Consider the following 23,947-nt stretch of genomic DNA (forward strand, 5'->3'; position numbering starts at 1 on the left):
GGGGGACAGGCACCGTAGTCAGGCACCGTAGTCAAGGAATGGTCTAGAACAATCTCCTTATTTATAGTATAATTTGGTAAATGGAGATCTATTAGACTGTCAGGGGACAAGAGATAAGTAGATTTTCGAAAAATTACATGAAAAATATGGAGGGGTCTATGAAGAAAAACACGGGTGTTGATGGTTTCCTATTAGAAAGAAAAGGTCTCATATCTATTATTTATATGGGACTAATGTTCATTTCTTTTCTTGGATATATACTGTTGGATAATTATCGTATAGGTCAATCTGAACATTGGGTCAGTATCACTCATCTCACACAAGAAGATCTTCAACGAATTCAAGAATTAGGAATGTGGATATCTTCTGCTGAATACTTGTTTTTGGGCTTGTTTTTTCTTGCGGTTCTACTACTCGTACGTTACCGGAAAAATAGAAAGGTATTAAATAGTTTCATTCTGCTACATCTATGCTTGCTTCTTGCTCTCGCTGGATTAGGGTATGGGTTATCATTCTTTTTAACAATCCCTTTTGCTAATGCCACACTGCCCTTACTAACACCAATCTATTTACTACCAATCATCGTGGCTTATGCTATATTTGTGAGGTTTAAACTTATAGGTGTCAGACCTCCAGCACAGTAATGCTGCACTGAACTGGGGGGACAGACACCAATATCTAGGTCTTATGTTGACTATTTATACGAAAAAGCTTATTCAATTGACTTTGGATATGAATTCTATTAAAAACTCTAAATGAAAGGGTGTTAAAGATGAGTAAGGTTTACATTTGTTCTACCCACCGTGGTACAAAGGCAAAAGTTATTCTGGAATTATCAACAAGTACAGAAGCAAAACAAGCGCTCCAACGGATAAAGAACGCAAATCCAAAAGTGAGCCTTGGTGTTTATGGTTCAAGAGATTTAGCAACATTTAAAAGAACCCAACGGACTTTTAAAGCTTCTACATTAGTAAAATCTGTAGCTGATTTTGTTGATACCATGGACAAAAAAGAAATGGAAACTGTATAATTCAACTATAACACCCTAAAATAATATATACTGTATGACTTCTACCCCACGTCCGTATTTAACAGGGCTGGAGACAGGCACTTATAAAGATAGTATTCATTATTTTTAATCATACGATACTTCTTCTTCATGAACACCCTCCTTGATGTAAAACTACTAAATAACATTACCCCGCCTATCATAAATCTTAAACAGGTTGTAACCAGATGTAGTTATCAATCGTCACTACTCATTTGCCTGACATCCCCTTTCTCTTCTATTCATCTTCATCATCTATAAGAAAAACTTTCTCTACGATTGTGTTAAAGATGCGTGCAATCTCGATGGCTAAAGGCAATGAAGGGTTATAACGCCCTTTTTCGATTGAAATAATAGTCTGTCGGGACACGCCAAGCATGTTGGCTAAATGTTCCTGAGACATGTCATGCTCTTGCCTGAATTCTTTCACTCGATTTTTCATATCATCACTCTTTTTTCTTTACGCACCCATTCACTTCTGATGATAAAATGACAGCAGCAGCAGTGAGATCGGCTTGTCAATTACATGATAAAGGAGTGCTAACAATGAACACTTGGAATACTCGTTTTCAAAATGAAAATTATATTTTCGGTACCGAACCGAATGTATTTTTAGCGGAAACGCAGAAGAGACTTCAGTTATCAGGAGATGCGTTGGCCATTGCAGAAGGCGAAGGACGCAATGCGGCGTTTTTGGCCGAGCAAGGAATGAATGTGACGACGTGGGACTTTGCAGAATCAGGCTTGGCGAAGACGAAAAAGCTCGCGGAAGCACGAGGTGTAGAAGTGAACACGAAACTAGTTGATTTAAATGAAGCAAAATGGGAGAAAGAAAAGTGGGATGAGCTTGTCTGTGTCTTTGGCCATTTCCCAGTTGAATTACGCAAAAAAATACTTCAAGGAGTGAAGGAAGCCGTTAAACCAGGTGGATATTTCATAACGGAAGTGTACTCAACGTACCAACTTCCCTATCAGAGCGGAGGACCAAAAGATCAGGAATTCTTATACACACCCGATGATTTTTTAACAACGTTCTCAGATTGGCGGATCGAACACTTTTTCATGGGAGAAGTAGAGCGATATGAAGGAGAATTACATAATGGTTTATCCCACGTGATTCAATTTGTGGGGCAGAAGCTGGTGCAAGTCACTTCTCGATAGTTTTGTTTCAGAGGAGAGAGTGATCTTGTATCGGATTTATAGGTTTAACTGAATATAAAGCGAAAACCCCAAGGCCACGACCTATTTTGTAGCTTTGGGGTTTTTGATATGGTTTAATGTGCATTCAATTAATTCTTTTAAGAAGATGAAAAGGATTTCGTCGGTTTATGTAGAAAGTATGATCTCCACGCCTGTTAATCAGTCATAAATCAATTCAGGTTGACCCCTTCTAAGAACGACTCTTCCATTCATAACCCCACTCAACCCAACACACATGATTACCTACCGAAAGGATGTCTTAAAGGTGCAGGAACGAACCGAAATTGCATATAATAATTATGACATTATTTTTCGCCACATGACGGAGCAATTTAAAGATAAGGCGCTTGATTTTTATGGGATCAAAACGGCTCCTATTGTTAGAGTTGAACCGACTGATTTGCCGACTATTACAGTCAACGATCGCAGAATGGATTTTATGTTTCTCTTAGCCGATGAAACCTATTTGCATTTGGAGTTTCAGACAACATATCATGAAAAGGATTTAGATCGTTTTTTACAATACGATGTGAGCGCCTATGAGCGATATCAGAAGCCGATCCACACTGTGATCATTTACGGAGCAGATATTAAAGACGCGTGTAAAACTAAATATTATGGTTCCGTTAGCTATAAAACGGATATAGTTTTAATGAAGGAGTATGATGGTGATGGACATCCTCATACAACTTTGGACTAAAATCGAAAATGGTGAAAAGTTGACGGAGATTGATGAGCTTAATCTCATATTTGTCCCCTTAATGAAAAGTGAGGCAAACCGATCAGAGCGAGCAATCGAGACCGTAGAATTAGTCAAAAGAATTGATAATGAAGACCAACAAATGAAGTTAATGTCTGCAATCATCGCAATCAGTGATAAATTTATCGAAAAAGAATACGTGGAAAAACTAATGGAGGTGTTGAGCATGGCAAGAGTGATGAAGTTAGCAGAGGAAAGGGCGGAACAAAGAACTGAGATACGTATTCAACAAGACAACATTGTTTCTTACTTAAAAGGCCGTTTTGGAATAGATGTAAAACAGATACAAGAAGAGGTAAAAAAAATTACAGAAATTGATGCCCTGAACTCCCTATTGTATGAATTATATCGTATAAGTGACCACCAAGAAGCGATGGGGCGCATCGATGCAGCAGTAGAGAAACAGAACAGATCTATTAAGGCAGATGAGTAGAGCTTTGCTAGTAGGTTAGCTCCCCTCTTGACAATTTTTCTCGGATATGATAATTATTTTGTTGTACTTAGCACTTTGCTAGACTGAGTGTTAAAAAAGAATAGGTTGATGTGAAGGAAGGGGAAGTTGTTATGGTGAAGAAGCAGTTTGAAGCAGAGTCGAAACGTTTGCTCGATATGATGATTCATTCGATTTACTCTCAGAAGGAGATCTTTTTAAGAGAGCTAATTTCGAATGCGAGTGATGCGATGGATAAGATGTATTATAAGGCGTTAACGGATGATTCGTTAACATTTGAGAAAGATCATTACTCTATTAAGATCTCAGCGGATAAAGAGATGAGAACGTTGACGATTAAAGATACGGGAATTGGGATGACGCAAGAGGAGCTTGAGGAGAATCTTGGGACGATTGCCAAAAGTGGTTCCCTTGCCTTCAAAAATGAAAACGAGATCAAGGATGGTCACGATATCATTGGTCAGTTTGGTGTTGGTTTCTATTCTGCTTTCATGGTAGCGGATGCTGTAACCGTTTATACGAAGTCGGTACATGCTGAGACAGGCTATAAGTGGGAATCAATTGGTGCGGATGGCTACACTGTTGAGCCTTTTGAGAAACATGATGTTGGATCAGAAGTTGTGCTGACATTAAAAGAGAATACGGACGAAGAAAACTATGATGAATTCTTAGAGGAGTTCAAGTTAAAGCAGATCATCAAGAAGTACTCCGACTTTATCCGCTATCCAATTAAAATGGATGTGACCGAGCGCAAGTTGAAAGAAGGCAGCGAGGATGAGTATGACAGTGTCCTGGAAGAGAAGACGATCAACAGCATGGTGCCAATTTGGAAGAAGAACAAGAGTGAGCTTAAAGATGCGGACTACGAGAACTTTTACCAAGAGAAGCATTACGGGTTCGATACACCGCTGAAACATGTACATATTAGCGTAGACGGTGCGGTGCGATACAACTCGATTCTCTACATCCCATCAACAATGCCATTTGACTATTACAGCAAAGAGTTCGAAAAAGGCCTTGAACTTTACTCAAGTGGTGTGTTAATTATGGAGAAATGTCCGGAGCTGCTTCCAGATTACTTCAGCTTTGTGAAGGGTCTTGTCGACTCTGAGGACCTCTCGTTAAATATTTCACGAGAGATCTTGCAGCATGATAGACAGCTAAAGTTGATTGCGAAAAACATTAAAAATAAAATCAAGAATGAGCTGAAAAAGCTACTTAAAGATGAGCGAGAGACGTATGTAAAGTTTTTTGAAACATTCGGTAGACAGTTGAAATACGGTGTCTACAGTGACTTCGGTGCGAACAAAGACGACTTGAAAGATTTGTTAATGTTCTATTCATCAAAAGAGAAGAAGCTCATCACATTAGAGGAATATGTAGCAAACATGCCTGAAGATCAGAAGTACATCTACTATGCAACAGGGGACAGCTATGAACGCATTGAGAAGTTGCCACAAACAGAGGTCGTTATAGATAAAGGCTATGAGATCCTTTATTTAATGGATGAAATTGATGAGTTTGCGATCAAGACGCTTGCAACGTTCAACGAGAAAGAATTTAAGTCAGTTTCAAGTGGAGATCTAGGCTTTGAGGAAGAAGAAAGCAAGAAGGCAGAAGAGGAAGACAAAGAGAATCAAGAGCTATTTGCAGAAATGAAGAAGCATCTAGAAGGAAAAGTGAAGGACGTGCGCGTATCCAAGCGTCTTAAATCTCATCCAGTCTGCCTCACAAGCGAAGGGGAAGTGTCCATTGAAATGGAAAAAATTCTCCAAGCGATGCCGGAAAACCAAAATATTAAAGCCGACAAGGTGCTTGAGATCAACAGCACCCACGAGGTGTTCCAAACCTTGAAGAGCGCTTTTGAAAATGATAAAGACCAAGTGAAACTATACACGAACCTACTATACAACCAAGCATTGTTAATCGAAGGCCTACCAGTCGAAGACCCACTCGCCTTCTCGAATGATATTTGTAAAGTGATGGTGTAAGGTTAGTCATACAGTGCATCACGCAAAGAAGCAGCGACCTGTCGAATGAAGGTGCTGCTTCTTCTTTCTTATATTAAGAAGAAGGAAGCTTTAAGTTTGTATAGAATATAGTTTTAGTTAGGTTTCAAGGAGGTATTATAATGACGGACTTCTTTAAACGTTATTCAAAAATTAGGGGAGAAGATCATGTTGAAACTCTTCAATCTGAAGGGCGAATTGCAGCTCAGATAAAAACCGAACGTATACGATTAAAGCTATCTCAAGAACAACTTGCCGAATTAGCAGGTGTTCCAAAATCTACGATAGGAAGAATTGAAGCTGGATTAACAAGCCCTAAAGTGGACACGCTCCTTAAAGTTTCAAAGGCATTAGACATTCCCATAATAATAGACGGTACTCTTGACAATGGAGACCATACTCTCTATATGAAAACCTGAGTAAGGAACTTGTTAGTTAGTTATTAGTACCATTCTATGATAGAAAGGAGAAGTGCCCTGTGATGGGGCACTTCTCCTTTTTCTGTATGCTCTTGGTGCATCAATGGTAAGTGATGTGTGTTCACCGAAAAATCGAGAACTCCGCTGAATTCTAGTCGCAGATTTCCTAATAAACATTAATCACAAGCACAAAGTACCCTCACTTTGTGCTTGTTTGCTTTTCATTCGAACTCAATGGAGGATAATCGCCGATAGATAGGCGGAGAATCAACCGTTTCATGTTGTTGGTTTAGGCCTGATTAGTCGTTTTCGCGCGAATCTAGTGTTTTTTCGCGCAAGTTGCGGCCGATTGCGCGCAAATAAGGATGATTTCCGCGCAAATTCACCCCTTTTTCGCGCAAACGCTGTAAAATATTAGAAGATACTAGTCTCTCCATATATGTAATCTGCTAATAGATGATACTCTCTATATAGAACCTGGGTAAGGAACCTGTTAGTAACTGGTACCATTCCAAAATAGAAAGGAGAAGCGCTCATCACAGGGCGCTTCTCCTTTTTCTGTTTATAATTGATCATTGAATGGAGGGAGTGATGTGCGGTTCATCTAATTGTCCAAAAACATTCATACTAACCTTCTACTCATCACTCTCCATCAGTATGCCTGTATCTACATATCGTACGTCTCCTGTGTGGGCATTGATCTTTTCAATATGGCACCCTGTTTTAGGGAAGTCGACGATATAGGAAAGTGTGTAGACATTTGTTTGATCAAACTCTTTCACACTACGAACGAGTCTCAATTCAATTTCGTTAAATATCGTTTCTGTTGCTTGTTCTAATGATATAGCGGGTGTGGTATCAAGCTTTTGGAGCTCAGTAGCTTGTTGGACGCTCAATCGTCGTATGGAGCACTCTCTTATGATTCCTGTATAAAGTCCAACATGAACATAGCTTTCCATTCCATCAAGTCTATAGCCATCATGTTCTCGGTAAAAGGTGAACATCTGGGTAGGCTCAACCTCTAGATATAAGTCATCTTCGTATTCTGTTTCGGAGTCTTCTTGTGAAAATTCTTCTTCATATGTTTCTTGAGGATCTTCTGTCGTAGTCGGTTCTTCTAATACATACAAATCGTCTATATTCTTTTCCACGAGCTCTAAATATTCAAGTGCTTTATGCGTTAGATCGGTCATTGCTAATGGTTTCGAATAGTCATCTGTTACAAAGGGTACGTTAGAAAAACTAAAGTAGTCCATTTCCTCAGATGAAATGGAAATGAGTGCTTCGTCTTCGTCCTCTACATTAGCGGCAGAATCGACGAAAATTACCGAGCCTTCCTCGCCTTGCTCTTTTACATAGGATTCATTGACGCCGAGCATTTCTTCTACTGTAGCATTGGGAGATACAGGGGCTATTTTTTGGGTCGTCACTTCTTCTGTTTGCATAAAGTCATGGAACGTCTCTATTTTTCCATCGACCCCGATCGCCATAATTTCATGATTCGGTCGATAGACGAGCTCTACTACAGGATCGGATTCTGCTTCCTCTAGTGGTGCGGCTTGTAAAGCAAGTTGTACATACTTTGCTTCTCGTAATATCTGCTTTGCTTTCTCAGGTGAGATCGATACGGTCGGATACTCTAGTTCATATTCTGTTTGCCCGATGTTGGCAGAGGTGAGGAGGCCGTTTCTTGTAAAATGTAGCATGCATCCTGTGTGGGGAAGAGGAATGCCAAGCTTTGGATCCCTTTCTTCATAGGTGACCATGTACTGATTCTCTCCCCACTCATTTAACATGCTAAATCGCACGTCGCGACTAACAAATGTATCTACAAATAATTGAGCAGTGTTGAGTATGTTGTCTATAGCTGGAGGGGCATCGGCATAGACAGGCTGCTCCGCGTCCTCGAGCTCCATTTTCTGGTAGCTTATCAATCTTCCTTCTTCTAGATCGACCTCTCCATATACGTCACCTGTTTGTGCATCGACCACTTCATTTACGTACTCATCCGCGACAATTTTAATTGGAGGATGTCCCTCTATAAATGGTTGTAGCTTTTCTGCAACATCTTTCATGACCCCAACTCCTACTCATATAAAGTATATTTTTGGTAATGAACAAATCTATTATAGCGTATAGAAGTGTGATAAAACACATTCAATTTGTGATTTTTTTCCATGGGAAACTGTGTGAGTAAAACGCTTCTGCAAAAATTGGGAACTTGACTGAGTAATGAGTCGTTTTCGCGCGAATCTAGTAGCTTTTCGCGCAAGTTACGGCCGTTTTCGCGCGAACAGAGATGATTTACGCGCAAATTCATCCCGTTTTCGCGTAAACGCTGTAATATATTGGGAGATTCTGCGCTCTTCATAAAATTTTTTTCAATTCCTCTCACCATTTTTCAAAACTTAGATCAATATATACATTGAAGAAGTGTAATTAGTCAAAGAAGGAGGGCTGATCATGATTCGGGCAAGGACGCAACTGCCGTCTGCGATTCAGGCTATGATTTCGGATTCTAATATTATAGATTCGTTCACTTGTACAGGCTGCGTTGAATTGATCACGGTGCGACGAGTGGTCATGCCATTTGGACCAGAAGTAGGAAAGGAACGAGATATTTTGTATGGTTGTCGGTGTGAAGATTTGGAGATGGCGAGTATTGCGCTAAAAAAGAGAAAAGAGGCCGAGGAGTGGCGGTTATCTCAACTATTTGATCAAAATAGCTTAGTTAATCGTGATTTGCAGTTGGCTAGTTTTGATTCGTATAAGCCAGATTCAAAGAGTCAGCAACTCGCGTTCGGCTGTGCCCAACACTATGTCCGCGAATTTACAAGAGATTCCCCTCGAAATCTAATACTTACCGGTTCATTTGGTGTTGGAAAATCACACTTGGCCTTAGCTGTAGCAAAAGGGTTGATCGACAAAGGACACTCGGCAATCTTTGTGTCAGTGCCGAAATTACTGACCAAATTAAAAGCAACATACAACAAAAATAGTGAATTGGCTGAGGATGAGCTGCTCTGTTTATTAGAGAAAGTAGATTGCTTAGTTCTCGATGATATCGGAGCGGAGAATGGCAGCAGTCATAGTGGGAGTTGGTCGACCTCGAAGATCTTTGAAGTGCTTGATCGGCGGATGGGCAAGCATACGATTTTCACAACGAACCTGAATGGACGTGAACTGCAAGAAAAGGTTGGGGCGAGAAATTTCTCAAGAATGATGCATCAGACAGAAGTGGTTACATTGACAGGGTCCGATTATCGGCTTCGTCACTTTATGCAAAAGGAAAGGGAGATGAGAAAATGAGTGCGATAAAATTGATGATTGATCCAGGACATGGAGGGCGTGATCCTGGTGCGGTGGCGAATGGATTAGTAGAGAAAGATTTGGTTTTAACGATTGCTCATCACGTTCGTAACATAATGGTTCGAGATTACGGGGTCCATGTGCGAATGACGAGAAATAGTGATGTGTTTGTATCTCTTGAAGAACGAGCGAGGATTGCAAATGAGTGGGGAGCGGATTATTTTCTTTCAATTCATTGTAATGCAGGAGGCGGGACGGGCTTTGAGACATTTCGTCATCCGAGTGCGAAGTCACAGACGTCAGCTTTTCAAGACGCCATTCATCATGGTGTAACACGTCGATTAAGTGTGGCTAATAGAGGGATGAAAACGGCGAATTTCGCTGTGTTAAGAATGACCAACATGCCAGCTGTCTTAACGGAAAATCTATTTGTTGATCATCCAGGCGATGCTAGACAGTTGAAAGATTCCGATGTGCTTTATGAGTTAGCATTAGGTCATGTAGAGGGTCTCGTGAAGCTACTCAACCTAAAACCTGTTGAAGTAAAGGTTGAAAAAGCCCCTCCGTCTTCTATGTATCGCCTCCGTGTCGATGGCCAACAAGTCGGCGCCTTTTCCGAACGATACAACCTCCTTGAACAGTTGATTACTTATTTAGGAAATGCAGAAAAAATTGAACTTGAGAAGGTCTAGTGTTGATGCTTAGTTAGCAATTAAGAAAGGATATCATGTGACTCATGAAGCGATGGCTTTGTGGGTCTTTTCTTATTTTGGCATCGATTATGGGATAAGTTAATATGGATAGACAAACCAATATTATACAGTTTATGCTATGGTAAACATATAATTTGTTCTCTTTTTAGGCAGTGTCTTAAATATATTTAGATACTAAGTAGAGGACCTGGAGGAAAGAATCTTGAATGATAACAAACGAGCCGTTCGTGCTTTTGATCGTGGTGACATAGAAGAGGCGTTGAGGCTGTTTCAAGTAGCAGTGAATAAAAATCGAACGATCCAATCCTTGCACAATTTAGCCTGGTTTTATGGCTATGAAGAGGAAGAGTACGAGAAAGCATTGGCATTGTCTTTAGAAGCTGTCATGCTTCGGCCGACTTCTTATTTTCCTTACAACCTACTGGGAGAATTGTACATGAAACTAGCTCGGTATGACGAGGCCATTCCTGTGCTTGAGGATTCATTACAGTTGCACTCATCTAAGGAAGCAACGTTTAACTTGGCTGTTAGTTATTATGAGGTTGGGAAGCTCGAACAAGCGACAAACTATTTTCAAAAGGCAGCCGGAAATTCTGATTACACATTCTATCTCTATGTAAAGTGTTTAATAGAGGGGGGAAGGGTGTCAGAAGCTAGAGAGAAGCTTGCTTTAATTTCTGAGGATGCTAGTGATTTTGTTGGGGAAGGAGTCGTCGCTGCATTATATTTAGAACTTGGTGATTACGAGCAAGCGGTGAACTGGTATAACAAAAGTTGGGATGAGTGTGCTGCGGGGGCGGATTATGTTGCTCGCTTTGCCTATGCCTTGTATCAATTCAATGATACGGTCCGACTGGATGAAATTATTGAGACTGCTGTAAATGAAGTAGAAAAGCAGTTGGAAGTAACGAAGAATATGGAGCTTGGGGAAGGATACAGTGAAATAGATCGAACGGAAGAACTACGAGAAAACGAGAACGAGTTGGCTTTCTTAAGAGAGCTTAGGAGCAAGCTAGAGTATGGTTTTGTTCCTGACTTTACGATTGATCTATATGTAGAGGGACGTTGTTATTTATTCGGATGCACGCAGCACGAACATCCCGAGTACGGTGCGGTGAAGGGGGATGATTGATTGTGACACAATACATCTACATTGCCTCCTCTTAGAACTGCTCACTTGTGTGAGTGGTCGAGAAGCTCAGCCGCTCGAGGTAAAACGAGTGGTGAGGTGGAAGGACATCACTAAGCCTTCTGATTTGGTGCTAGTCGACCCTGAATTTTTGGAGATCATCTGGTGAACGGGCAAGAAGAGGTCAAGAACTGCATACCTATGCAACTATGGAGGATATGATGAAAATATTATGGCTTATTTTCACTTTAGTGCCCGCACCATTTTTGTTCCATTTCTATGAATACGGACAATATAGTAAGGGAGAAGAACCTACTTTTCTACTACTAGGTTCAATAGTTTTCGTTGTCATAACAGGTGTTTTATCAGGGGGCGTCAAAGCTCGTTATATCATATTGGTTAATGTTCTCACAGGGATGTTATCTCTTCTATTAGCGACGTATTTCATAGCTAACGATGGTGGGTGGTTTACGCCATTTGGAAGAGACTTTGCAATCATATTCACAACAATTGCTTTCTTAGTAGGACAATTAGTCGTTCATCCCTTCTCGAGAAAATTCATTGTAAAAAATAAAAACTAATGAAGATCAAAAAAGGCGGAGTTCTTCACTCCACCTTTATAGCAAATATCGAGCCGCCACGGCTTGCGACGATAATGTGATTGTTGTATACCGCGGGCGATGCTTCAATATTTGCCCCAAGGTTGATCACGTCTTTCATCTCGCCTGTGGTGCCTTCAATGAGATGCAAGTTGCCGATGGAGTCCGCTTGGATTAAATAAGCGTCTCCAGTCTCGGTATAAACATCGACAGGAGAGGACCAAGCATAATGAGGCATCTCAATGCGCCATTCTTCTTCACCTGTCATTTTATTGACGGCGATCATCAGCCCGGAATGGACGTTTTGGTATCGGGCAATGGTAAAGATAGCGAGATGATCAATGCTTTCTTTACCGACTACAGGTGTGGCAAGCATTCCGCCAACGACTCCAGGTACTGAGTAGGCTGGGTAATCAATCATCCAGAGCACTTCTCCTGTGAGGCCGTCTATTTTTCGGATATAGCAATATCCTTTCGACCCTTGATGGTCGACCTCCGTACCTGTGTAGAGGACAGGACGGTTGTCTTGTTCTTCAATTACAATTGTGGCATCCGTATCATCGATTCCTTCTAAGGCAAAGAGAGGTGTTTGGTCAGTTAAATCAATCGCCAGGATACTTCCGCCGTTGTCGGCAAAATAAGCAATATTACGGTAGACAGCAACTGAGTTTTCAATTCCTGGATAATGATTTCCTTGGACTTGATACCTTGTTTTTATTTTTTCTGGTTGAACCGTAATCGATTTCTTCTCACGGTTGAACTCCGTATGTAAGTTCGCCATATAAAACAAGCCATTCTCCCCGCCTAGCACGAGTTGATCGGACTCCCGGTTAATGAGTGCAGCCCCGTCAAAGGCTCCCCAACCACGATAAGCAAAAGGATCCATTCCCTCAATAAAGTAGAGCTCACTGCCATCGATCAAACTATAAATTCGGTACCCAATCGGCGCTTGATCCGGAACACCTTGGCCGACATAAAGAAGCGGATATCCACGTGGATCAACTGAAACAGACCCTTTAATAGGACCACCAACTTTGAGCGGCGGACGAGTGAGTTTTCCTGTCTCAAGTTCCGCAAAATAAACCGACCCATCGAGCGACCCGTAAATTACCTCTGTAAATGATTCTTGTTCCTTAAATTCCGAATCTACATTCATCATGTCGAGAACGTCTTTTTCCCAAGTGACAATACTCGGCTGCCCTGTCCATCCGGCGCCACCACCCCAACGATGGTGAGTGTTTGTACGAAAACTCCATTCCGTATGTAACGTATGAGAAGTTGGTGTAATGTAACCATAAGATGGCGCTGTTCGGTAGTTGTTACCGCGAAATGTGAGCACCCCTGGAAGATCTGTGTACTCTTCTGGAAACAACGTGGAATCAAACGCTACGTCTCCTACGGTTTCATATGTAAGGATAGGAATATCTTCTTTTTCAAGTTCAAGCACTTGATACGGATCAACGTATTCACGAGATTTAATCATATGATGTGAAGATGGCATGATGTGATGGTTAACTGCATATAACTTCTCGTCTGCTGCAACCCGGTCTTGAACCATTGTTTTGTTGCTGCAGCCGATGAGTAAAGAAAAAATGATAATTGCGACTACTAATCTAGATCGTTCCAATAAGACCCCAACCCTCCAGAGTGAAATGCTGTCTTCATTATAAAGGGAGGAATTTGAAAAGAATGGCGGAAATTGTAGTTGAGAGAAAATAATTTAGATTGGTGGTGAAACAGGAGATTAATTTAATTAGGAAAGCCAGTTTACTAAAGAAACAGAAAGGATAACGTTTATTTTGTTATATATGGTAAAATAAAGAAAATGAGGGGGCGTTACTTTGCAAGTGAAAGAATATGGTTTATCTATTGTTTTGAATGCCTTTTTGGCGTATTTGTGGATATTATTTATCAATCACAGTGTTAACCTTGTAAACTCAATGAGCAATTCATTTCTTGTAGGTGCAATAATCCTAGGGTTAGGTACTGCCATATTTTTTGAAATATTTCATAGAATAACTCCATATTATAAATATAAACTATCACACCCGATAAAAATGGTAGGTATATCCTCGTTTGTTGTAGTGGTAGCTGTTCACTTTCTGGGGTTTCAATTAGTGTAGCCAACCGAATCATGTAGTCGTCCTACCTTGCTTAGATTACGGTTCAATAGACACTACATCAGATATACGAATCATAATCGTTTGCTCATCTGGGGTAAGAATTTTTAATGAGTGGCCATTATGCGTTGCAGAAGTGATGAGACCTTCAGTTGTTAATTGGCTATGATGATCCCAGTAAGTGATTGTAACTGGCTCTGAAAGGTGCATTTTTTCTTCAATAATATACCCGATCTCTTCCCAGGCCTGCTGATCTAATGCATGTCTTTTTGGTCTATTGCGCATTATCCGCTGCTCTTTCACCATTTCCATATGCTCAGGTATCGCCATCTGTGTCCATTTGATCATCCCACGATAGTGCATCTGATCACTTCCTTATTTTACTGTTTATAAGAACGTTTGTTCGGTATATACTAAGCATAACGGATCATTAATGCGAACACAAGGGGGGAGACGATGTTTACTTATGAAGCATTTCCTAAACAAGCGTATCTATGTTGTGATTTGAAAAGCTTTTATGCAAGTGTTGCGGCAGTAAAACGAGGATTACACCCGCTCGCTTGCAAGCTTGCTGTAGTCGGTGACACCAAGCGTAATGGAAGTGTCGTCCTTGCTTCCACGCCAAAGCTTAGAGAGATGGGGATTAAGACTGGCTCTAGGTTGTTTGAAATCCCGAAGGACCGAGACATTATTGTCGTGAATGCAGAAATGGAAGAGTTTCTAAAAGTCTCGACCGAGATCACTTTGCACATGGAGCAATTTGTCCCACCAGAAGACATCTTTGTTTACTCCATTGATGAAGCATTTATTAAGCTAACTTCAAAGCGGTGGCAGGGAGCGGAGAATCAAAAGAAGTTTGCGATGATGCTGCAACGGTCCATTAAGGATCATTTCGGATTGACGCTTGCTGTAGGATCATCGTCTTGCAATATGCTTCTTTCAAAAGTCGCACTCGATATTGAAGCGAAAACGACAGAGGATCATTTTGCTCATTGGGATTATGAGGACGTCCAATCAAAAGTTTGGCCGATCCAACCATTGTCCGATATGTGGGGGATTGGTGGGCGAATTGAAAAGACTCTGATGAACATGGGCATAAGAGCGGTTGGGCATTTAGCGAACACAAGGTTAGAACGCTTGGAATCAAAATTCGGGAAAGTGATGGGGCAACAGCTGTATCAGCATGCTTGGGGAATTGACCTTAGTGACATCCATAAGCCAGCTAAAGTGAGGTCAAAGAGCTACTCTGTTGGTCAGATCTTACTTCGAGATTACCGTGGCGAAAAGGAGATTTCAACCGTCATCTTAGAGATGTGTGAAGAAGTGGTACGCCGGGCAAGGAAGCACCATTCTATAGGTCGCACTATCAGTTTAGGGCTTGGATATAGTCGGAATGAGGGTGGCGGTGGCTTCTCTAAGCAGTTGACGATTGATCAACCGACAAATAGTACACTTGATATTTACAATACGTGTCTGAAACTTCTTCGAGGCAATTATAAGGGTGAAACCGTACGACAAGTATATGTCAGCCTTTCTAAAGTCACACCAGATACCGAGCGGCAGCTGTCCTTATTTGAAGACGAAGAAGAAGTGACAAAAAAGAGAGAGCTCGGTTATGTGATGGATGCGATACGTGAGAAATACGGATCAACAGCTATTCTAAGAGCTAGTTCTTATACAAAAGCTGGAACGACCAGGCATAGAAGCAGTTTGATTGCTGGTCACAAGAAGTAACGCTACAAATGGTGAGGAGTGAAGTTGGTGAAGATTGTGCCAGGAGAATACTTAACGAAAAAGGAACGAGCGGCTATCTCGGATCTAGAAGCGAAAATGGCCGCTGCAACGACCGATAAGGAATTACTATCCTATAAAACTCAGTTAGGATTGATTATGGAGCGAGTGTTGATTCGTTGTAAATAGGAGAATAAATAAATGGTTTATTTTGGTTGATTTTCTTTTATAATGAATAGTAGATTAGTAGTTAAATTACATCTAACTTAGAAATGAAAGAGAGGGGATTTCTAGATGGACCAATCTGTTAGTAGTAAGAAATTCGAAATAGGTTTTAACAGCTTTCTTTTATTCATTGCTGTAGTTGTCTTCCTATCGTCTGTTTTTCATTTAGTAGATACCGACCGAAATATTTTATACGCAATTGTAGGGCTTATTATTGGGTGTGGCAGTTCACTGAGGCTCTATAAACTCAAGAGAAATACATAGGTGAGAATTCAATAGAGCAATCCTGAAACAGTTAGCGTTGCTCTGTTGATTCTGTCGAGAATACTCAATGTACATTAATAAGTTATTATAGGGGTGACGTTATCGTGGAGAGCATTTGGCAAGTAGATAATGATTATGGAAAATTAGAGCCATTACTTGATGAGATGGTTGAAAAAGCAGAAAAAAAATTAAACATTGTGCTACCAAAATCCTATATAAATATCCTGAAACAACAAAACGGTGGGTACATAAAATTTAATGCATATCCTTCAAATTCACCAACATCTTGGGCTGATGATCATGTGAATGTTGACCATTTATTCGGAATAGGGATGGGTGAGGAAAAAGGAATATTAGAAAGTGAATATTTAATTGAAGAGTGGGATCTACCGAAGAAAGTTGTCCTAATTTCAGGAGATGGGCATTCTTGGATTGCACTTGATTATAGACAGACCAAAGCCGAACCGCCTGTTATCTTCATCGATGTTGATGATGAACAAATTATTGAATTAGCACCTAATTTCGAAGCATTTTTAAATGGTTTAACAGTTTGGGAGTATTAAGTCATTCATCAGAATCTTACCAACGCAAGAACAATTGGATAAAATCATCACTATACTTAGAGAGTAGGGAAAGAAATGAATAATCATTCCATCCTTCAAATGTGGGAAAACTATCGTAAAAGAAACCCGAATGCACCAGATGAATATTCAGCTTGGGCCTTTGGTGATTCAAAAGAAATGGCGGATGAGCTTGCTAGATTAGTCATAGAAGGAAAGAAGACAGCAACTGCTTCAAACTTTACGCTATACAAACTTGAAAACGAGGCTTTGCCTCAAATTGGTCAGCTGAACATCATCCTTGATGGAAATGAAATAGCCGTTGCGATTGTCGAAACAACGTCAGTCGAAATCGTTCCATTTGATGAAGTGACGGAGGAACATGCATATCTTGAAGGTGAGGGAGACCGGTCTTTAGCCTATTGGCGTGATGTGCATGAGACGTTTTTCAGGAAAGAATTTGATGCGATAAGTAGCGAATTTTCATTAAAAATGCCAGTTGTTTGTGAGAAATTTGAAGTCGTTTTTAAGTAAAAGGTTACTTCTTTTTCTGTTCGGACAACACTGCTAATTGATTTTGTAATTGTTCCATTTGGCTTTCTAGATTAGTAAAACGAGCGTCTTGTTCTTTCTGAGAATTAATATTATCAATATTACTTACAATTTCCTCATTGATAGAAATCTGTACTGCGTATACAGCTAAAGCATCACCAATCGTAGTAATGATTCCTGCTATTAAACCAATTCTCTGACTCAAGCTTAGGTTATAGGGGTTATCAGGCTGTGAATCTGTTGTTTGATTACTAGATGGAAGTGAATTGTTCGGTTGGTTGTTACCTAATGTAGAAGGGATCTGCCTGTTCATTTCACCACCACCTAAATTAGAATCGTTCATTCATCATATGAGAGGCCAGTGAAGAGGTTGCTTGTATAGGTGAGAAAATCATTAAATGACCTTGAGGTAAGGATGAAGGGACGCGATTTATTTATATGTGGATGTGAATGAGTATGATTGAACTAATTGATACAATCAAAAAGGTCAAGATAAAGCTGGTGAGAGGTGAGCGACCTGTTTAATGCAGACGCAGTAATATCTTGACGGCTTTTTCCTTCTTCATAAGAAGGAACCACTTGCTATATGTTATTCGACTAGCTCTTACATTTATAGTCACACTAAGTGTAGCTATCTGAAAATAAAATTCTTATTATATTATAATTTGGTTGTTGGTATTTTTCACTGGGGGGATATATATGAAAGTGGATTTTGGTAAAGTGGCAAAGGATTACGCTAAATATAGAAACGATCTACCCATTGAATTGTTGGAAAGTTTAAAAATTAGAGGAGTAGATCTTAACAATAAAAAAGTGGTGGACCTCGGTTCCGGATCTGGTGTATTAAGTAGAGCTTTACAGGATCAAGGGGCAGTTGTTGTTGGTGTAGAACCATCAGTCGAATTAATTGAAGAAGCAAAAGTCATTGATAAAAATCGAGGCTGTATTATTGAATATGTAAATAAATTTTCGGAATCTACTACTTTAGAAAATGATACATATGATTTTGTCACTGCGTTAAGGGCTTGGCATTGGTTTGATAGAGAAAAAACCATTAAGGAAGTAAAAAGAATATTAAAGGCTGATGGTATATTAATTGTTATGGATTCAGGTTTTTTATCAAACAGTAAAGTGGTAGTCGACACCCTTCAGATTATAAAGCGCTATATGCCAAATGGTCAGTTAAAGTCGGCGGGTTCGAAGGCTATTTCAAAACAGAAAATTAATGGATTTCCTGTTGAGTGGTTTAAGGAATGGCAGGATCATCAATTTGATTTGAAAGAAACCTATAAATTTAACTATAACGTATCATTTACAAACGAAGAATGGTGTGGAAGAGTGGGGTCTCTGTCATGGTTATCTAGCTTTAGTGCGGAAGAGCGACATCAAATACTGGATGAAATCTACACATACATAAGGAAAGAGTTTAAGGAAGATGAACATAATATCCAACATGGATGTTTCATAACTGTATTAAAGAGTCTATAAGTTAAATGGAAAGTGTTCAAAGAGCAATCACTTTGGAATTTTGTATAGTCTCGTGGTATTTAGCGTGTATTTAATTTGCAATTTTTCAACAAAAAGCAGAATTATAAATTGAATAAAACGTTAAGGCAACTTGAAGAAATGATTGATCATATTATAGAGTTAAAAGAAATATCTGGAGAACGACTATGTGAACCTATTAAAGAGAGGAGGGTCTCAGATGAAACTTATATTAAGTAAAATAGGACTCGTTTTCTTTATGATGATGGTCGGATGTAGTAACCATACAGCACTAAACGACATCTCAGTATTTTCCACGAAGGAAGAGGCGTTAAAGGATTTTTTAGAAGAGAACCAGGGTGAAATGCTATTGATTGAAACTACGCATGGAGATGAATTAATCATTTTCATTCAATCTAATAGAATGTATTCAGTCTACGAGATGATTAATAATACGGAAGGTTTCGGAATGGCAAAGCTTACAAGTGATGTAGATGTAAGTAATGTAGAAGGTGTTAGTTGGGGAATTTCTACAGCTGAAAACCATGAATATACCATTCATGTGACAAAGGAACCTATCACGGGCTTTACTGACATTCAAAAGGGAGATTACTATGTTTCGATTGAGAAAGGTCATAACTTTGTAGAAGTCTCACAGCCAGTGGAAAACGCGATAGAGTTCGTTGAAGTGTTTGGTGAATAGGAAAGGCGTTAATCAATAGATGGTTAGCCTTGATGTTTTCCTTTCAAGAGTTAGAGGAAATCATTCTTTGCGTCAATTCAAGCAATAAAGCCGCGCTCAAAATCTATGAACAGGCGGGGTTTATTGAGCTTAATAAGCTCGTTTCTTATAATTTGAAGTTGTAAATAACTCAAAAAAGAGAACCCAATGTGAATTGGGTTCTCCCACTATTAGGCTCTCTTTAAGCTTAGCAGCTCTCAGCAGTTTATTTTGTAAAAGGGATATTCAACAGTTCTGGTACTGTGACAAACTCGTAACCCTGTTCTTGCAATGCTGGGATAATTTGTTTGAGTGATTCGATTGTATTTGTCCGATCTCCATCCCAATCTGCACCGTCGTGCATAAGAATAATGGCTCCTGGTTGAACATTATCCAATACTCTTGAAGTGATGACTTCTGGTGATTCTTCCTGCCAATCCAATGAATCCACCGACCAGCCAATAACTGAATATTGCATTTCAGCAAGCTTTTCGACCAATTCATTATATAAAAAACCATAGGGTGCACGAAACAGACTAGTTTCGTAACCAATAATGTCACGGAGAACATCTTCAGTTCTTGTTACTTCCCTCTCTAGAGTTGCTATATCACCTTCTTTAACAAGGTTAGGGTGGAAGTAAGTGTGGTTTCCAATGACATGACCTTCATTATTCATTCGCTCCACAATTTCAGGATAAGCAATAGCTCGTGACCCCATTAAAAAAATGTGGATGGTACATTATACTGGTTTAAGACATCTAGTACATCTTCAGTAAAACGTGGATCAGGACCATCATCAAAGGTTAATGCGATTCTTCTTTGGTCGGTAGGGCCCTGTAAGAAAAAGGTATCTGGATAACGCTGCTGTAGGGTGTTCATATCAACAGGCTGCTGACGAGCACTTTCAGGATTTTTAGCCTTTTCCTCTTTCTTATCGGGTTTATCTTTTTTCCATGAGATTTGTTGCTCGGGATCTTCCGGGTCTGGTTCATTGGCATCAACAGTCATGATATCCGAAATTTGAAAACAAAATAAAAGCAAAGCAACTAGCAACACCTTTAACATGCTCTCTTTCATTTATTCATCTCCTATCAAAAGTAGTCATACATTTGTTATTTTAGATTAAAAAGGAGCGTTTATACAAAAAAAAAGAAAACAACTTAAAAGTTTCTTTGCTCTGCTGCTTCTTTAGAGTGTTTAAAAAAACGGCATGAAGGAGAATATATGATTACCAAGTTGGTTATTATTTGCGCAAGTTATGGTAGGGATTATGATCACGGCTCCAAATTATATTGAGGAAAAGGAACATAAAACACTTGATGCACTAAGAGTATCTCCTCTCACACTTAATGAAGTGATGATTGCAAAGGGGGGAACTATTTTATTATTCTCCACATTAACGCAGCTTCTTGTTTATAGTTTAAATGTTGGAATCAACACAGATTTGTTTATGGCTATCCCTGTAATGGTAGTGGGGGGGACTTTGTTTATACTTATTGGTTTCGTCATCGGACTAATTATGGATTCTTCAAAAACGGCATCAGCCATATCATCAATCGTTATGGTGACATTATTCTTAATAGCATCCTTGTATCAACAATTACCCGAATGGGAGAATGTCTTACAATTTATACCTAGTGTAGTTGTGGTAGAAAATTTGATTGCTGTATTTAATAGAGAGTTCGTAATGTTTGATATTGTTCTGCTACTGTTCTGGACTGTACTGTTTTATTTCATAATTATATTTTTAGTTAAAAGAGAATTAATTAGATGAGCATGTCTTCAATACTTGAACCTAGAAATCCCTATCACTATTGAGGTGAAGAGCGAAAGAATTCAAAAAGGAAGGGGAAGAATTCATGCGGAAGGTTGAGGTTTCTCCTTTTAATGAACAATGGACTTCGATGTTTGAAGAGGAAGAGGAAAGTTTAAGGGGGATTTTCAGACAACAACTTATCGATATACATCATATCGGTAGTACGTCTGTTTTAGGATCAGAAGCCAAGCCAATTATCGACATTATGCCAGTGGTTAAGGACATTAGCATAGTCGATAAATATAATCTGGCCATGAAAGAGTTAGGATACGAACCAAAGGGCGAAAATGGTATAGCGGAACGAAGGTATTTTGAAAAAGGTGGAGATCATCGCACTCATCATGTTCATGTCTACCAAGTTGGCAATCCTGAAATTAAACGCCACCTTGTATTTCGTGATTATCTAAGTTCGCATCGAGAAGTGGCAAAGGAATACGGGGAATTGAAGCAACAATTATCTCAACAGTTCCCCTATAGCATAGAATCCTACATTAGAGGTAAGGAAGCTCTTGTGTCTGAGATTGAACAGAAGGCTCTGGAATGGAACTTCGGTGAATGACCCCAAAGGAGATAGAGTTTTAGTGATGAGGGACTAAGACTGGATCTCATAAATGCTTTTTTGATATTAATAAACCAAGAACCCCATTATTCATAGCCAAGGGCTAAGGATAATGGGGTTCACTTATGATTAAAGGTTTTTTAAAAGATGAACCTTACTTACTATCTCCAATAATCGCTTGAGCTTTATTCGTTGTTTCTTCCATTAATTTAGCAACAAGCTCATTATCGACAGCAAGGTTTTCAATCGTAGCCGACATTTCTTCTAAGCTTGCCGAGGATTGCTGAATGATCGCTGCTAAATCGCTTGTTGAAGTCTCCACACTAGATGATTGCTGCTTCACATTTTCAGACAACGTCGTCATGAACTGTACTTTACCATCAAGTGAATCGATCATTTCTTTTACAGATAAAAGTGATGATGTGACATCTTCTGTTGAAGCAATACCTTTTGAGATAAATATACTACTCGTCGCCATCTTGTTAAGTGCCTCAGAATTTTTCGCATTCAGCTGCGAAAGGTTAACATTGATCTTATCGGTTGTGTTTTTACTCAGTTCGGCTAATTTGCGAATTTCCTCGGCAACCACTGAGAAACCTTTACCAGCTTCGCCTGCGCGAGCTGCTTCAATTGAAGCGTTCAAGGCAAGTAAGTTTGTTTGCCCGGATATTTGCTTGATCGTTCCCGTAAACGTATTTGTTTCTTCAATGGTCTTCGTTAATTCGGCAAATGTTTCGTTTAGGGCATTAACTATTTCTTCAAGCTGTTTCATGTCGACGTTTAATTCCGTCGCGTTTGTTAAGCCATCATTAGCAACTTGAAGCGATTGATCGGATTGTTCTTTCAGTTCCGTCGTTATATCGTGTAATTGAACCATACTGTCTTTTGAATCGAGAGCATTATTTGAGATATCATTAATTTGTTCGGATTGAATGGTGCTTCCTGAAGCCATTTCGTTAATCGCAAGCCGGATTTCTTCTTGTGAATGTAAGTTACTTTGAATTTTTGAATTGGCATTTTGTACAGCCTCAATAATTCCCGAAACATTTGATTCTAAGTGATGTGTCTCTTCTTCTTTTTTCGTTGTCTCTAATTCAGCTTCTACAATAAATTGTTGAAGCTGCTGATACTGCTTTTTATTTAAATAAATCAAGACACCTAGAACGATCCCGGAAAGGAAGTAAACAATAATAGCAGTTGAATAAATGCTAGCAAGTTGTTCTGTTTTGTTAGTTTGCAAGAAATTCACTAACAAAACACCGATTAATCCAAGGATAAATCCACCTGTAAAGATTTTCTCATTAAAATGAATGGCAGAAATTAATAATATTAGTAATAGAATAATTATCAGTGTACCTTCAGCACCAAAAATAAAAATCGACCCAATAGAAAACGCATAAATATAACCGATACTGATATAAGGGAAAATCTTTGGTTTATTGATTGCAAACTGCAATAAGAAATATAGGATCGTAAAGCCTGTCACTTCCACACTATAGTAGATAAATTTGCTGAAATCGCCGTCCACTAACGTCTTCGCTATCCCAACTAAAAGAGACAAAGAAAAGATCACAAACAAAAGTGTATTTTTTTTCTTAATGTCACTAATTAGCATTCTTTGTAGGGTGTTCATAAAATTCCTCCATTATGGATTAAAATTGTAATTAAAAATTATGGAACTATTAAAGAGTTTTCAAGATAGTTATTCTTTATGTCATAGAAAAAAACTATATCTCAATAAGTTGATAATATCATATTATATAGTATAAAGTGGATAAATATCGAAAAATATCAAAAATTGTGTAATTTGTTTCGAGGAAACTAAGAGGCACAACAACAACAACAGAAGTACAACTTAAGTCTTTAAGGAAGTAAGATCACTGAGCGCAGAAAAGGGTTGTGTGCATGAAGTTTATGATAAGAGCAATTAGTCTTTCAACATTCGAACAATATATTAGGCATGGGACTTTCGACCAAAAATATTTTACAATACGAAGGTGAAGACTTGAAATAAACATTGTAAAGAATAATAATTAAACTAAAAAGCTGAATAAGGGAAAAAGATGTACTTATTTAAATTAATGTAAGGAGAGGGAATATTTATAAAAATAGAATTCAATTTATATTAGTATTTAACGAAGTGTCTTGGTCTTTGACACCAAATACGTTAAAGCTGTAGTTGGTAGAATGACTGACACTGAATATCCAGATACTACTATATGAGACAAATAAAAGTGTATGTTCATAGGTAGTTAGTATACTTGAAAATCATTCAAT

At 39.1% G+C, this 23,947-nt stretch carries 26 protein-coding genes and 2 pseudogenes; 21 read left to right on the top strand and 7 right to left on the bottom strand.

Features of this window, described 5'->3' with window-relative positions:
- Positions 1-158 precede the first annotated feature (158 nt).
- Both CDZ88_RS02895 and CDZ88_RS02900 read left to right on the top strand, forming a co-directional pair.
- Positions 159-644 (top strand): hypothetical protein, encoded by a 486-nt coding sequence (locus tag CDZ88_RS02895; protein WP_100372106.1) that lies wholly within the window; start codon positions 159-161, stop codon positions 642-644.
- Positions 645-772: 128 nt separating this feature from the next.
- A complete protein-coding gene (locus CDZ88_RS02900; RefSeq protein ID WP_100372107.1) occupies positions 773-1,030 on the top strand; it encodes a hypothetical protein in 258 nt (85 codons plus the stop codon).
- Between the two features lie 256 nt (positions 1,031-1,286).
- Here CDZ88_RS02900 and CDZ88_RS02905 read toward each other — a convergent pair whose 3' ends face one another.
- Positions 1,287-1,490: a helix-turn-helix transcriptional regulator gene (locus CDZ88_RS02905; protein WP_100372108.1), complete on the bottom strand. Its 204-nt coding sequence runs from the start codon at positions 1,488-1,490 to the stop codon at positions 1,287-1,289.
- Between the two features lie 104 nt (positions 1,491-1,594).
- On the opposite strand from CDZ88_RS02905, the gene CDZ88_RS02910 reads away from it, so the two are divergent.
- From CDZ88_RS02910 to CDZ88_RS02925, 5 genes are all read left to right on the top strand, one after another.
- Positions 1,595-2,209, top strand: a complete 615-nt coding sequence (locus tag CDZ88_RS02910; RefSeq protein ID WP_100372109.1) for an SAM-dependent methyltransferase — start codon at positions 1,595-1,597, stop codon at positions 2,207-2,209.
- A gap of 304 nt (positions 2,210-2,513) precedes the next feature.
- Positions 2,514-2,948 (top strand): RpnC/YadD family protein, encoded by a 435-nt coding sequence (locus CDZ88_RS17565; protein WP_198507811.1) that lies wholly within the window; start codon positions 2,514-2,516, stop codon positions 2,946-2,948.
- On the top strand, positions 2,920-3,441 hold the full coding sequence (locus CDZ88_RS17275) for a hypothetical protein (RefSeq protein ID WP_157796447.1): 522 nt from the start codon (positions 2,920-2,922) through the stop codon (positions 3,439-3,441). The genes CDZ88_RS17565 and CDZ88_RS17275 overlap by 29 nt, the downstream gene beginning before the upstream one ends.
- A 131-nt stretch (positions 3,442-3,572) precedes the next feature.
- Positions 3,573-5,450, top strand: coding sequence for a molecular chaperone HtpG (gene htpG / locus CDZ88_RS02920; RefSeq protein WP_100372110.1), 1,878 nt, complete (start codon positions 3,573-3,575; stop codon positions 5,448-5,450).
- 140 nt (positions 5,451-5,590) lie between these two features.
- Positions 5,591-5,887: a helix-turn-helix domain-containing protein gene (locus CDZ88_RS02925; RefSeq protein ID WP_100372111.1), complete on the top strand. Its 297-nt coding sequence runs from the start codon at positions 5,591-5,593 to the stop codon at positions 5,885-5,887.
- A 635-nt stretch (positions 5,888-6,522) separates the two neighbouring features.
- Here the strand turns inward: CDZ88_RS02925 and CDZ88_RS02930 are convergent.
- Entirely contained in the window at positions 6,523-7,962 is a 1,440-nt protein-coding gene (locus CDZ88_RS02930) for a hypothetical protein (protein WP_100372112.1), read from the bottom strand.
- Positions 7,963-8,350: 388 nt separating this feature from the next.
- On the opposite strand from CDZ88_RS02930, the gene CDZ88_RS02935 reads away from it, so the two are divergent.
- From CDZ88_RS02935 to CDZ88_RS02950, 4 genes are all read left to right on the top strand, one after another.
- Positions 8,351-9,196 (top strand): ATP-binding protein, encoded by an 846-nt coding sequence (locus CDZ88_RS02935; protein ID WP_100372113.1) that lies wholly within the window; start codon positions 8,351-8,353, stop codon positions 9,194-9,196.
- A complete protein-coding gene (locus tag CDZ88_RS02940) occupies positions 9,193-9,888 on the top strand; it encodes an N-acetylmuramoyl-L-alanine amidase (protein WP_100372114.1) in 696 nt (231 codons plus the stop codon). Before CDZ88_RS02935 ends, CDZ88_RS02940 begins: the two co-directional genes overlap by 4 nt.
- Positions 9,889-10,111: 223 nt before the next feature.
- Positions 10,112-11,041, top strand: a complete 930-nt coding sequence (locus CDZ88_RS02945; protein ID WP_100372115.1) for a tetratricopeptide repeat protein — start codon at positions 10,112-10,114, stop codon at positions 11,039-11,041.
- Between the two features lie 218 nt (positions 11,042-11,259).
- Positions 11,260-11,619: a hypothetical protein gene (locus tag CDZ88_RS02950; RefSeq protein ID WP_100372116.1), complete on the top strand. Its 360-nt coding sequence runs from the start codon at positions 11,260-11,262 to the stop codon at positions 11,617-11,619.
- Between the two features lie 25 nt (positions 11,620-11,644).
- On the opposite strand, the gene CDZ88_RS02955 is transcribed toward CDZ88_RS02950, so the two are convergent.
- Entirely contained in the window at positions 11,645-13,264 is a 1,620-nt protein-coding gene (locus tag CDZ88_RS02955) for a PQQ-binding-like beta-propeller repeat protein (RefSeq protein WP_100372117.1), read from the bottom strand.
- Positions 13,265-13,484: 220 nt separating this feature from the next.
- Between CDZ88_RS02955 and CDZ88_RS02960 the strand changes: the two genes are divergently transcribed.
- Positions 13,485-13,760, top strand: a complete 276-nt coding sequence (locus CDZ88_RS02960; RefSeq protein ID WP_232718693.1) for a hypothetical protein — start codon at positions 13,485-13,487, stop codon at positions 13,758-13,760.
- A 36-nt stretch (positions 13,761-13,796) separates the two neighbouring features.
- On the opposite strand, the gene CDZ88_RS02965 is transcribed toward CDZ88_RS02960, so the two are convergent.
- Positions 13,797-14,120, bottom strand: coding sequence for a YolD-like family protein (locus tag CDZ88_RS02965; RefSeq protein WP_100372119.1), 324 nt, complete (start codon positions 14,118-14,120; stop codon positions 13,797-13,799).
- A 93-nt stretch (positions 14,121-14,213) separates the two neighbouring features.
- Between CDZ88_RS02965 and CDZ88_RS02970 the strand changes: the two genes are divergently transcribed.
- The 4 genes from CDZ88_RS02970 to CDZ88_RS02985 all read left to right on the top strand — a co-directional run bounded on the left by CDZ88_RS02970 (position 14,214) and on the right by CDZ88_RS02985 (position 17,071).
- Complete coding sequence (locus CDZ88_RS02970) at positions 14,214-15,491, top strand: Y-family DNA polymerase (protein WP_100372120.1); 1,278 nt, start codon at positions 14,214-14,216, stop codon at positions 15,489-15,491.
- Positions 15,492-15,518: 27 nt separating this feature from the next.
- Positions 15,519-15,677, top strand: coding sequence for a hypothetical protein (locus tag CDZ88_RS17280; RefSeq protein WP_157796448.1), 159 nt, complete (start codon positions 15,519-15,521; stop codon positions 15,675-15,677).
- Between the two features lie 401 nt (positions 15,678-16,078).
- On the top strand, positions 16,079-16,540 hold the full coding sequence (locus CDZ88_RS02980; RefSeq protein ID WP_100372122.1) for an SMI1/KNR4 family protein: 462 nt from the start codon (positions 16,079-16,081) through the stop codon (positions 16,538-16,540).
- 75 nt (positions 16,541-16,615) lie between these two features.
- On the top strand, positions 16,616-17,071 hold the full coding sequence (locus CDZ88_RS02985; protein WP_100372123.1) for an ASCH domain-containing protein: 456 nt from the start codon (positions 16,616-16,618) through the stop codon (positions 17,069-17,071).
- A 4-nt stretch (positions 17,072-17,075) separates the two neighbouring features.
- On the opposite strand, the gene CDZ88_RS02990 is transcribed toward CDZ88_RS02985, so the two are convergent.
- Positions 17,076-17,402, bottom strand: coding sequence for a hypothetical protein (locus tag CDZ88_RS02990; protein WP_100372124.1), 327 nt, complete (start codon positions 17,400-17,402; stop codon positions 17,076-17,078).
- Between the two features lie 386 nt (positions 17,403-17,788).
- Here CDZ88_RS02990 and CDZ88_RS02995 point away from each other — a divergent pair, with 386 nt between their 5' ends.
- The 3 genes from CDZ88_RS02995 (at position 17,789) to CDZ88_RS17955 (ending at position 19,441) form a co-directional block, all read left to right on the top strand.
- Complete coding sequence (locus CDZ88_RS02995) at positions 17,789-18,577, top strand: class I SAM-dependent methyltransferase (RefSeq protein WP_100372125.1); 789 nt, start codon at positions 17,789-17,791, stop codon at positions 18,575-18,577.
- Between the two features lie 217 nt (positions 18,578-18,794).
- Positions 18,795-19,277, top strand: coding sequence for a hypothetical protein (locus CDZ88_RS03000; protein ID WP_100372126.1), 483 nt, complete (start codon positions 18,795-18,797; stop codon positions 19,275-19,277).
- A gap of 32 nt (positions 19,278-19,309) precedes the next feature.
- Positions 19,310-19,441, top strand: a complete 132-nt coding sequence (locus CDZ88_RS17955; protein WP_442857078.1) for an N-acetyltransferase — start codon at positions 19,310-19,312, stop codon at positions 19,439-19,441.
- Between the two features lie 80 nt (positions 19,442-19,521).
- Here CDZ88_RS17955 and CDZ88_RS03005 read toward each other — a convergent pair.
- A pseudogene (locus CDZ88_RS03005) lies at positions 19,522-20,372 on the bottom strand (polysaccharide deacetylase family protein).
- A 172-nt stretch (positions 20,373-20,544) separates the two neighbouring features.
- On the opposite strand from CDZ88_RS03005, the pseudogene CDZ88_RS03010 reads away from it, so the two are divergent.
- Positions 20,545-21,069, top strand: a pseudogene (locus CDZ88_RS03010) (ABC transporter permease); the annotation flags it as partial.
- A gap of 85 nt (positions 21,070-21,154) precedes the next feature.
- On the top strand, positions 21,155-21,670 hold the full coding sequence (locus CDZ88_RS03015) for a GrpB family protein (protein ID WP_100372128.1): 516 nt from the start codon (positions 21,155-21,157) through the stop codon (positions 21,668-21,670).
- A gap of 154 nt (positions 21,671-21,824) precedes the next feature.
- Here CDZ88_RS03015 and CDZ88_RS03020 read toward each other — a convergent pair whose 3' ends face one another.
- Entirely contained in the window at positions 21,825-23,303 is a 1,479-nt protein-coding gene (locus CDZ88_RS03020; protein WP_100372129.1) for a methyl-accepting chemotaxis protein, read from the bottom strand.
- Positions 23,304-23,947: the final 644 nt, after the last annotated feature.

Source organism: Bacillus sp. FJAT-45037 (genome assembly GCF_002797325.1).
Taxonomy (GTDB): Bacteria; Bacillota; Bacilli; order Bacillales; family Bacillaceae_D; genus Alkalihalophilus.

Coding starts and splice junctions, on each gene's coding strand:
- CDZ88_RS02985 (WP_100372123.1), top strand. CDS start 16,616: ATGAATAATCATTCCATCCTTCAAATGTGGGAAAACTATCGTAAAAGA.
- htpG (WP_100372110.1), top strand. CDS start 3,573: ATGGTGAAGAAGCAGTTTGAAGCAGAGTCGAAACGTTTGCTCGATATG.
- CDZ88_RS02905 (WP_100372108.1), bottom strand. CDS start 1,490: ATGAAAAATCGAGTGAAAGAATTCAGGCAAGAGCATGACATGTCTCAG.
- CDZ88_RS02925 (WP_100372111.1), top strand. CDS start 5,591: ATGACGGACTTCTTTAAACGTTATTCAAAAATTAGGGGAGAAGATCAT.
- CDZ88_RS02995 (WP_100372125.1), top strand. CDS start 17,789: ATGAAAGTGGATTTTGGTAAAGTGGCAAAGGATTACGCTAAATATAGA.
- CDZ88_RS03015 (WP_100372128.1), top strand. CDS start 21,155: ATGCGGAAGGTTGAGGTTTCTCCTTTTAATGAACAATGGACTTCGATG.
- CDZ88_RS02970 (WP_100372120.1), top strand. CDS start 14,214: ATGTTTACTTATGAAGCATTTCCTAAACAAGCGTATCTATGTTGTGAT.
- CDZ88_RS03000 (WP_100372126.1), top strand. CDS start 18,795: ATGAAACTTATATTAAGTAAAATAGGACTCGTTTTCTTTATGATGATG.
- CDZ88_RS02895 (WP_100372106.1), top strand. CDS start 159: ATGAAGAAAAACACGGGTGTTGATGGTTTCCTATTAGAAAGAAAAGGT.
- CDZ88_RS02930 (WP_100372112.1), bottom strand. CDS start 7,962: ATGAAAGATGTTGCAGAAAAGCTACAACCATTTATAGAGGGACATCCT.
- CDZ88_RS02900 (WP_100372107.1), top strand. CDS start 773: ATGAGTAAGGTTTACATTTGTTCTACCCACCGTGGTACAAAGGCAAAA.
- CDZ88_RS17955 (WP_442857078.1), top strand. CDS start 19,310: ATGTTTTCCTTTCAAGAGTTAGAGGAAATCATTCTTTGCGTCAATTCA.
- CDZ88_RS02935 (WP_100372113.1), top strand. CDS start 8,351: ATGATTCGGGCAAGGACGCAACTGCCGTCTGCGATTCAGGCTATGATT.
- CDZ88_RS03020 (WP_100372129.1), bottom strand. CDS start 23,303: ATGAACACCCTACAAAGAATGCTAATTAGTGACATTAAGAAAAAAAAT.
- CDZ88_RS02950 (WP_100372116.1), top strand. CDS start 11,260: ATGAAAATATTATGGCTTATTTTCACTTTAGTGCCCGCACCATTTTTG.
- CDZ88_RS17275 (WP_157796447.1), top strand. CDS start 2,920: ATGGACATCCTCATACAACTTTGGACTAAAATCGAAAATGGTGAAAAG.
- CDZ88_RS02910 (WP_100372109.1), top strand. CDS start 1,595: ATGAACACTTGGAATACTCGTTTTCAAAATGAAAATTATATTTTCGGT.
- CDZ88_RS02965 (WP_100372119.1), bottom strand. CDS start 14,120: ATGCACTATCGTGGGATGATCAAATGGACACAGATGGCGATACCTGAG.
- CDZ88_RS02940 (WP_100372114.1), top strand. CDS start 9,193: ATGAGTGCGATAAAATTGATGATTGATCCAGGACATGGAGGGCGTGAT.
- CDZ88_RS02990 (WP_100372124.1), bottom strand. CDS start 17,402: ATGAACAGGCAGATCCCTTCTACATTAGGTAACAACCAACCGAACAAT.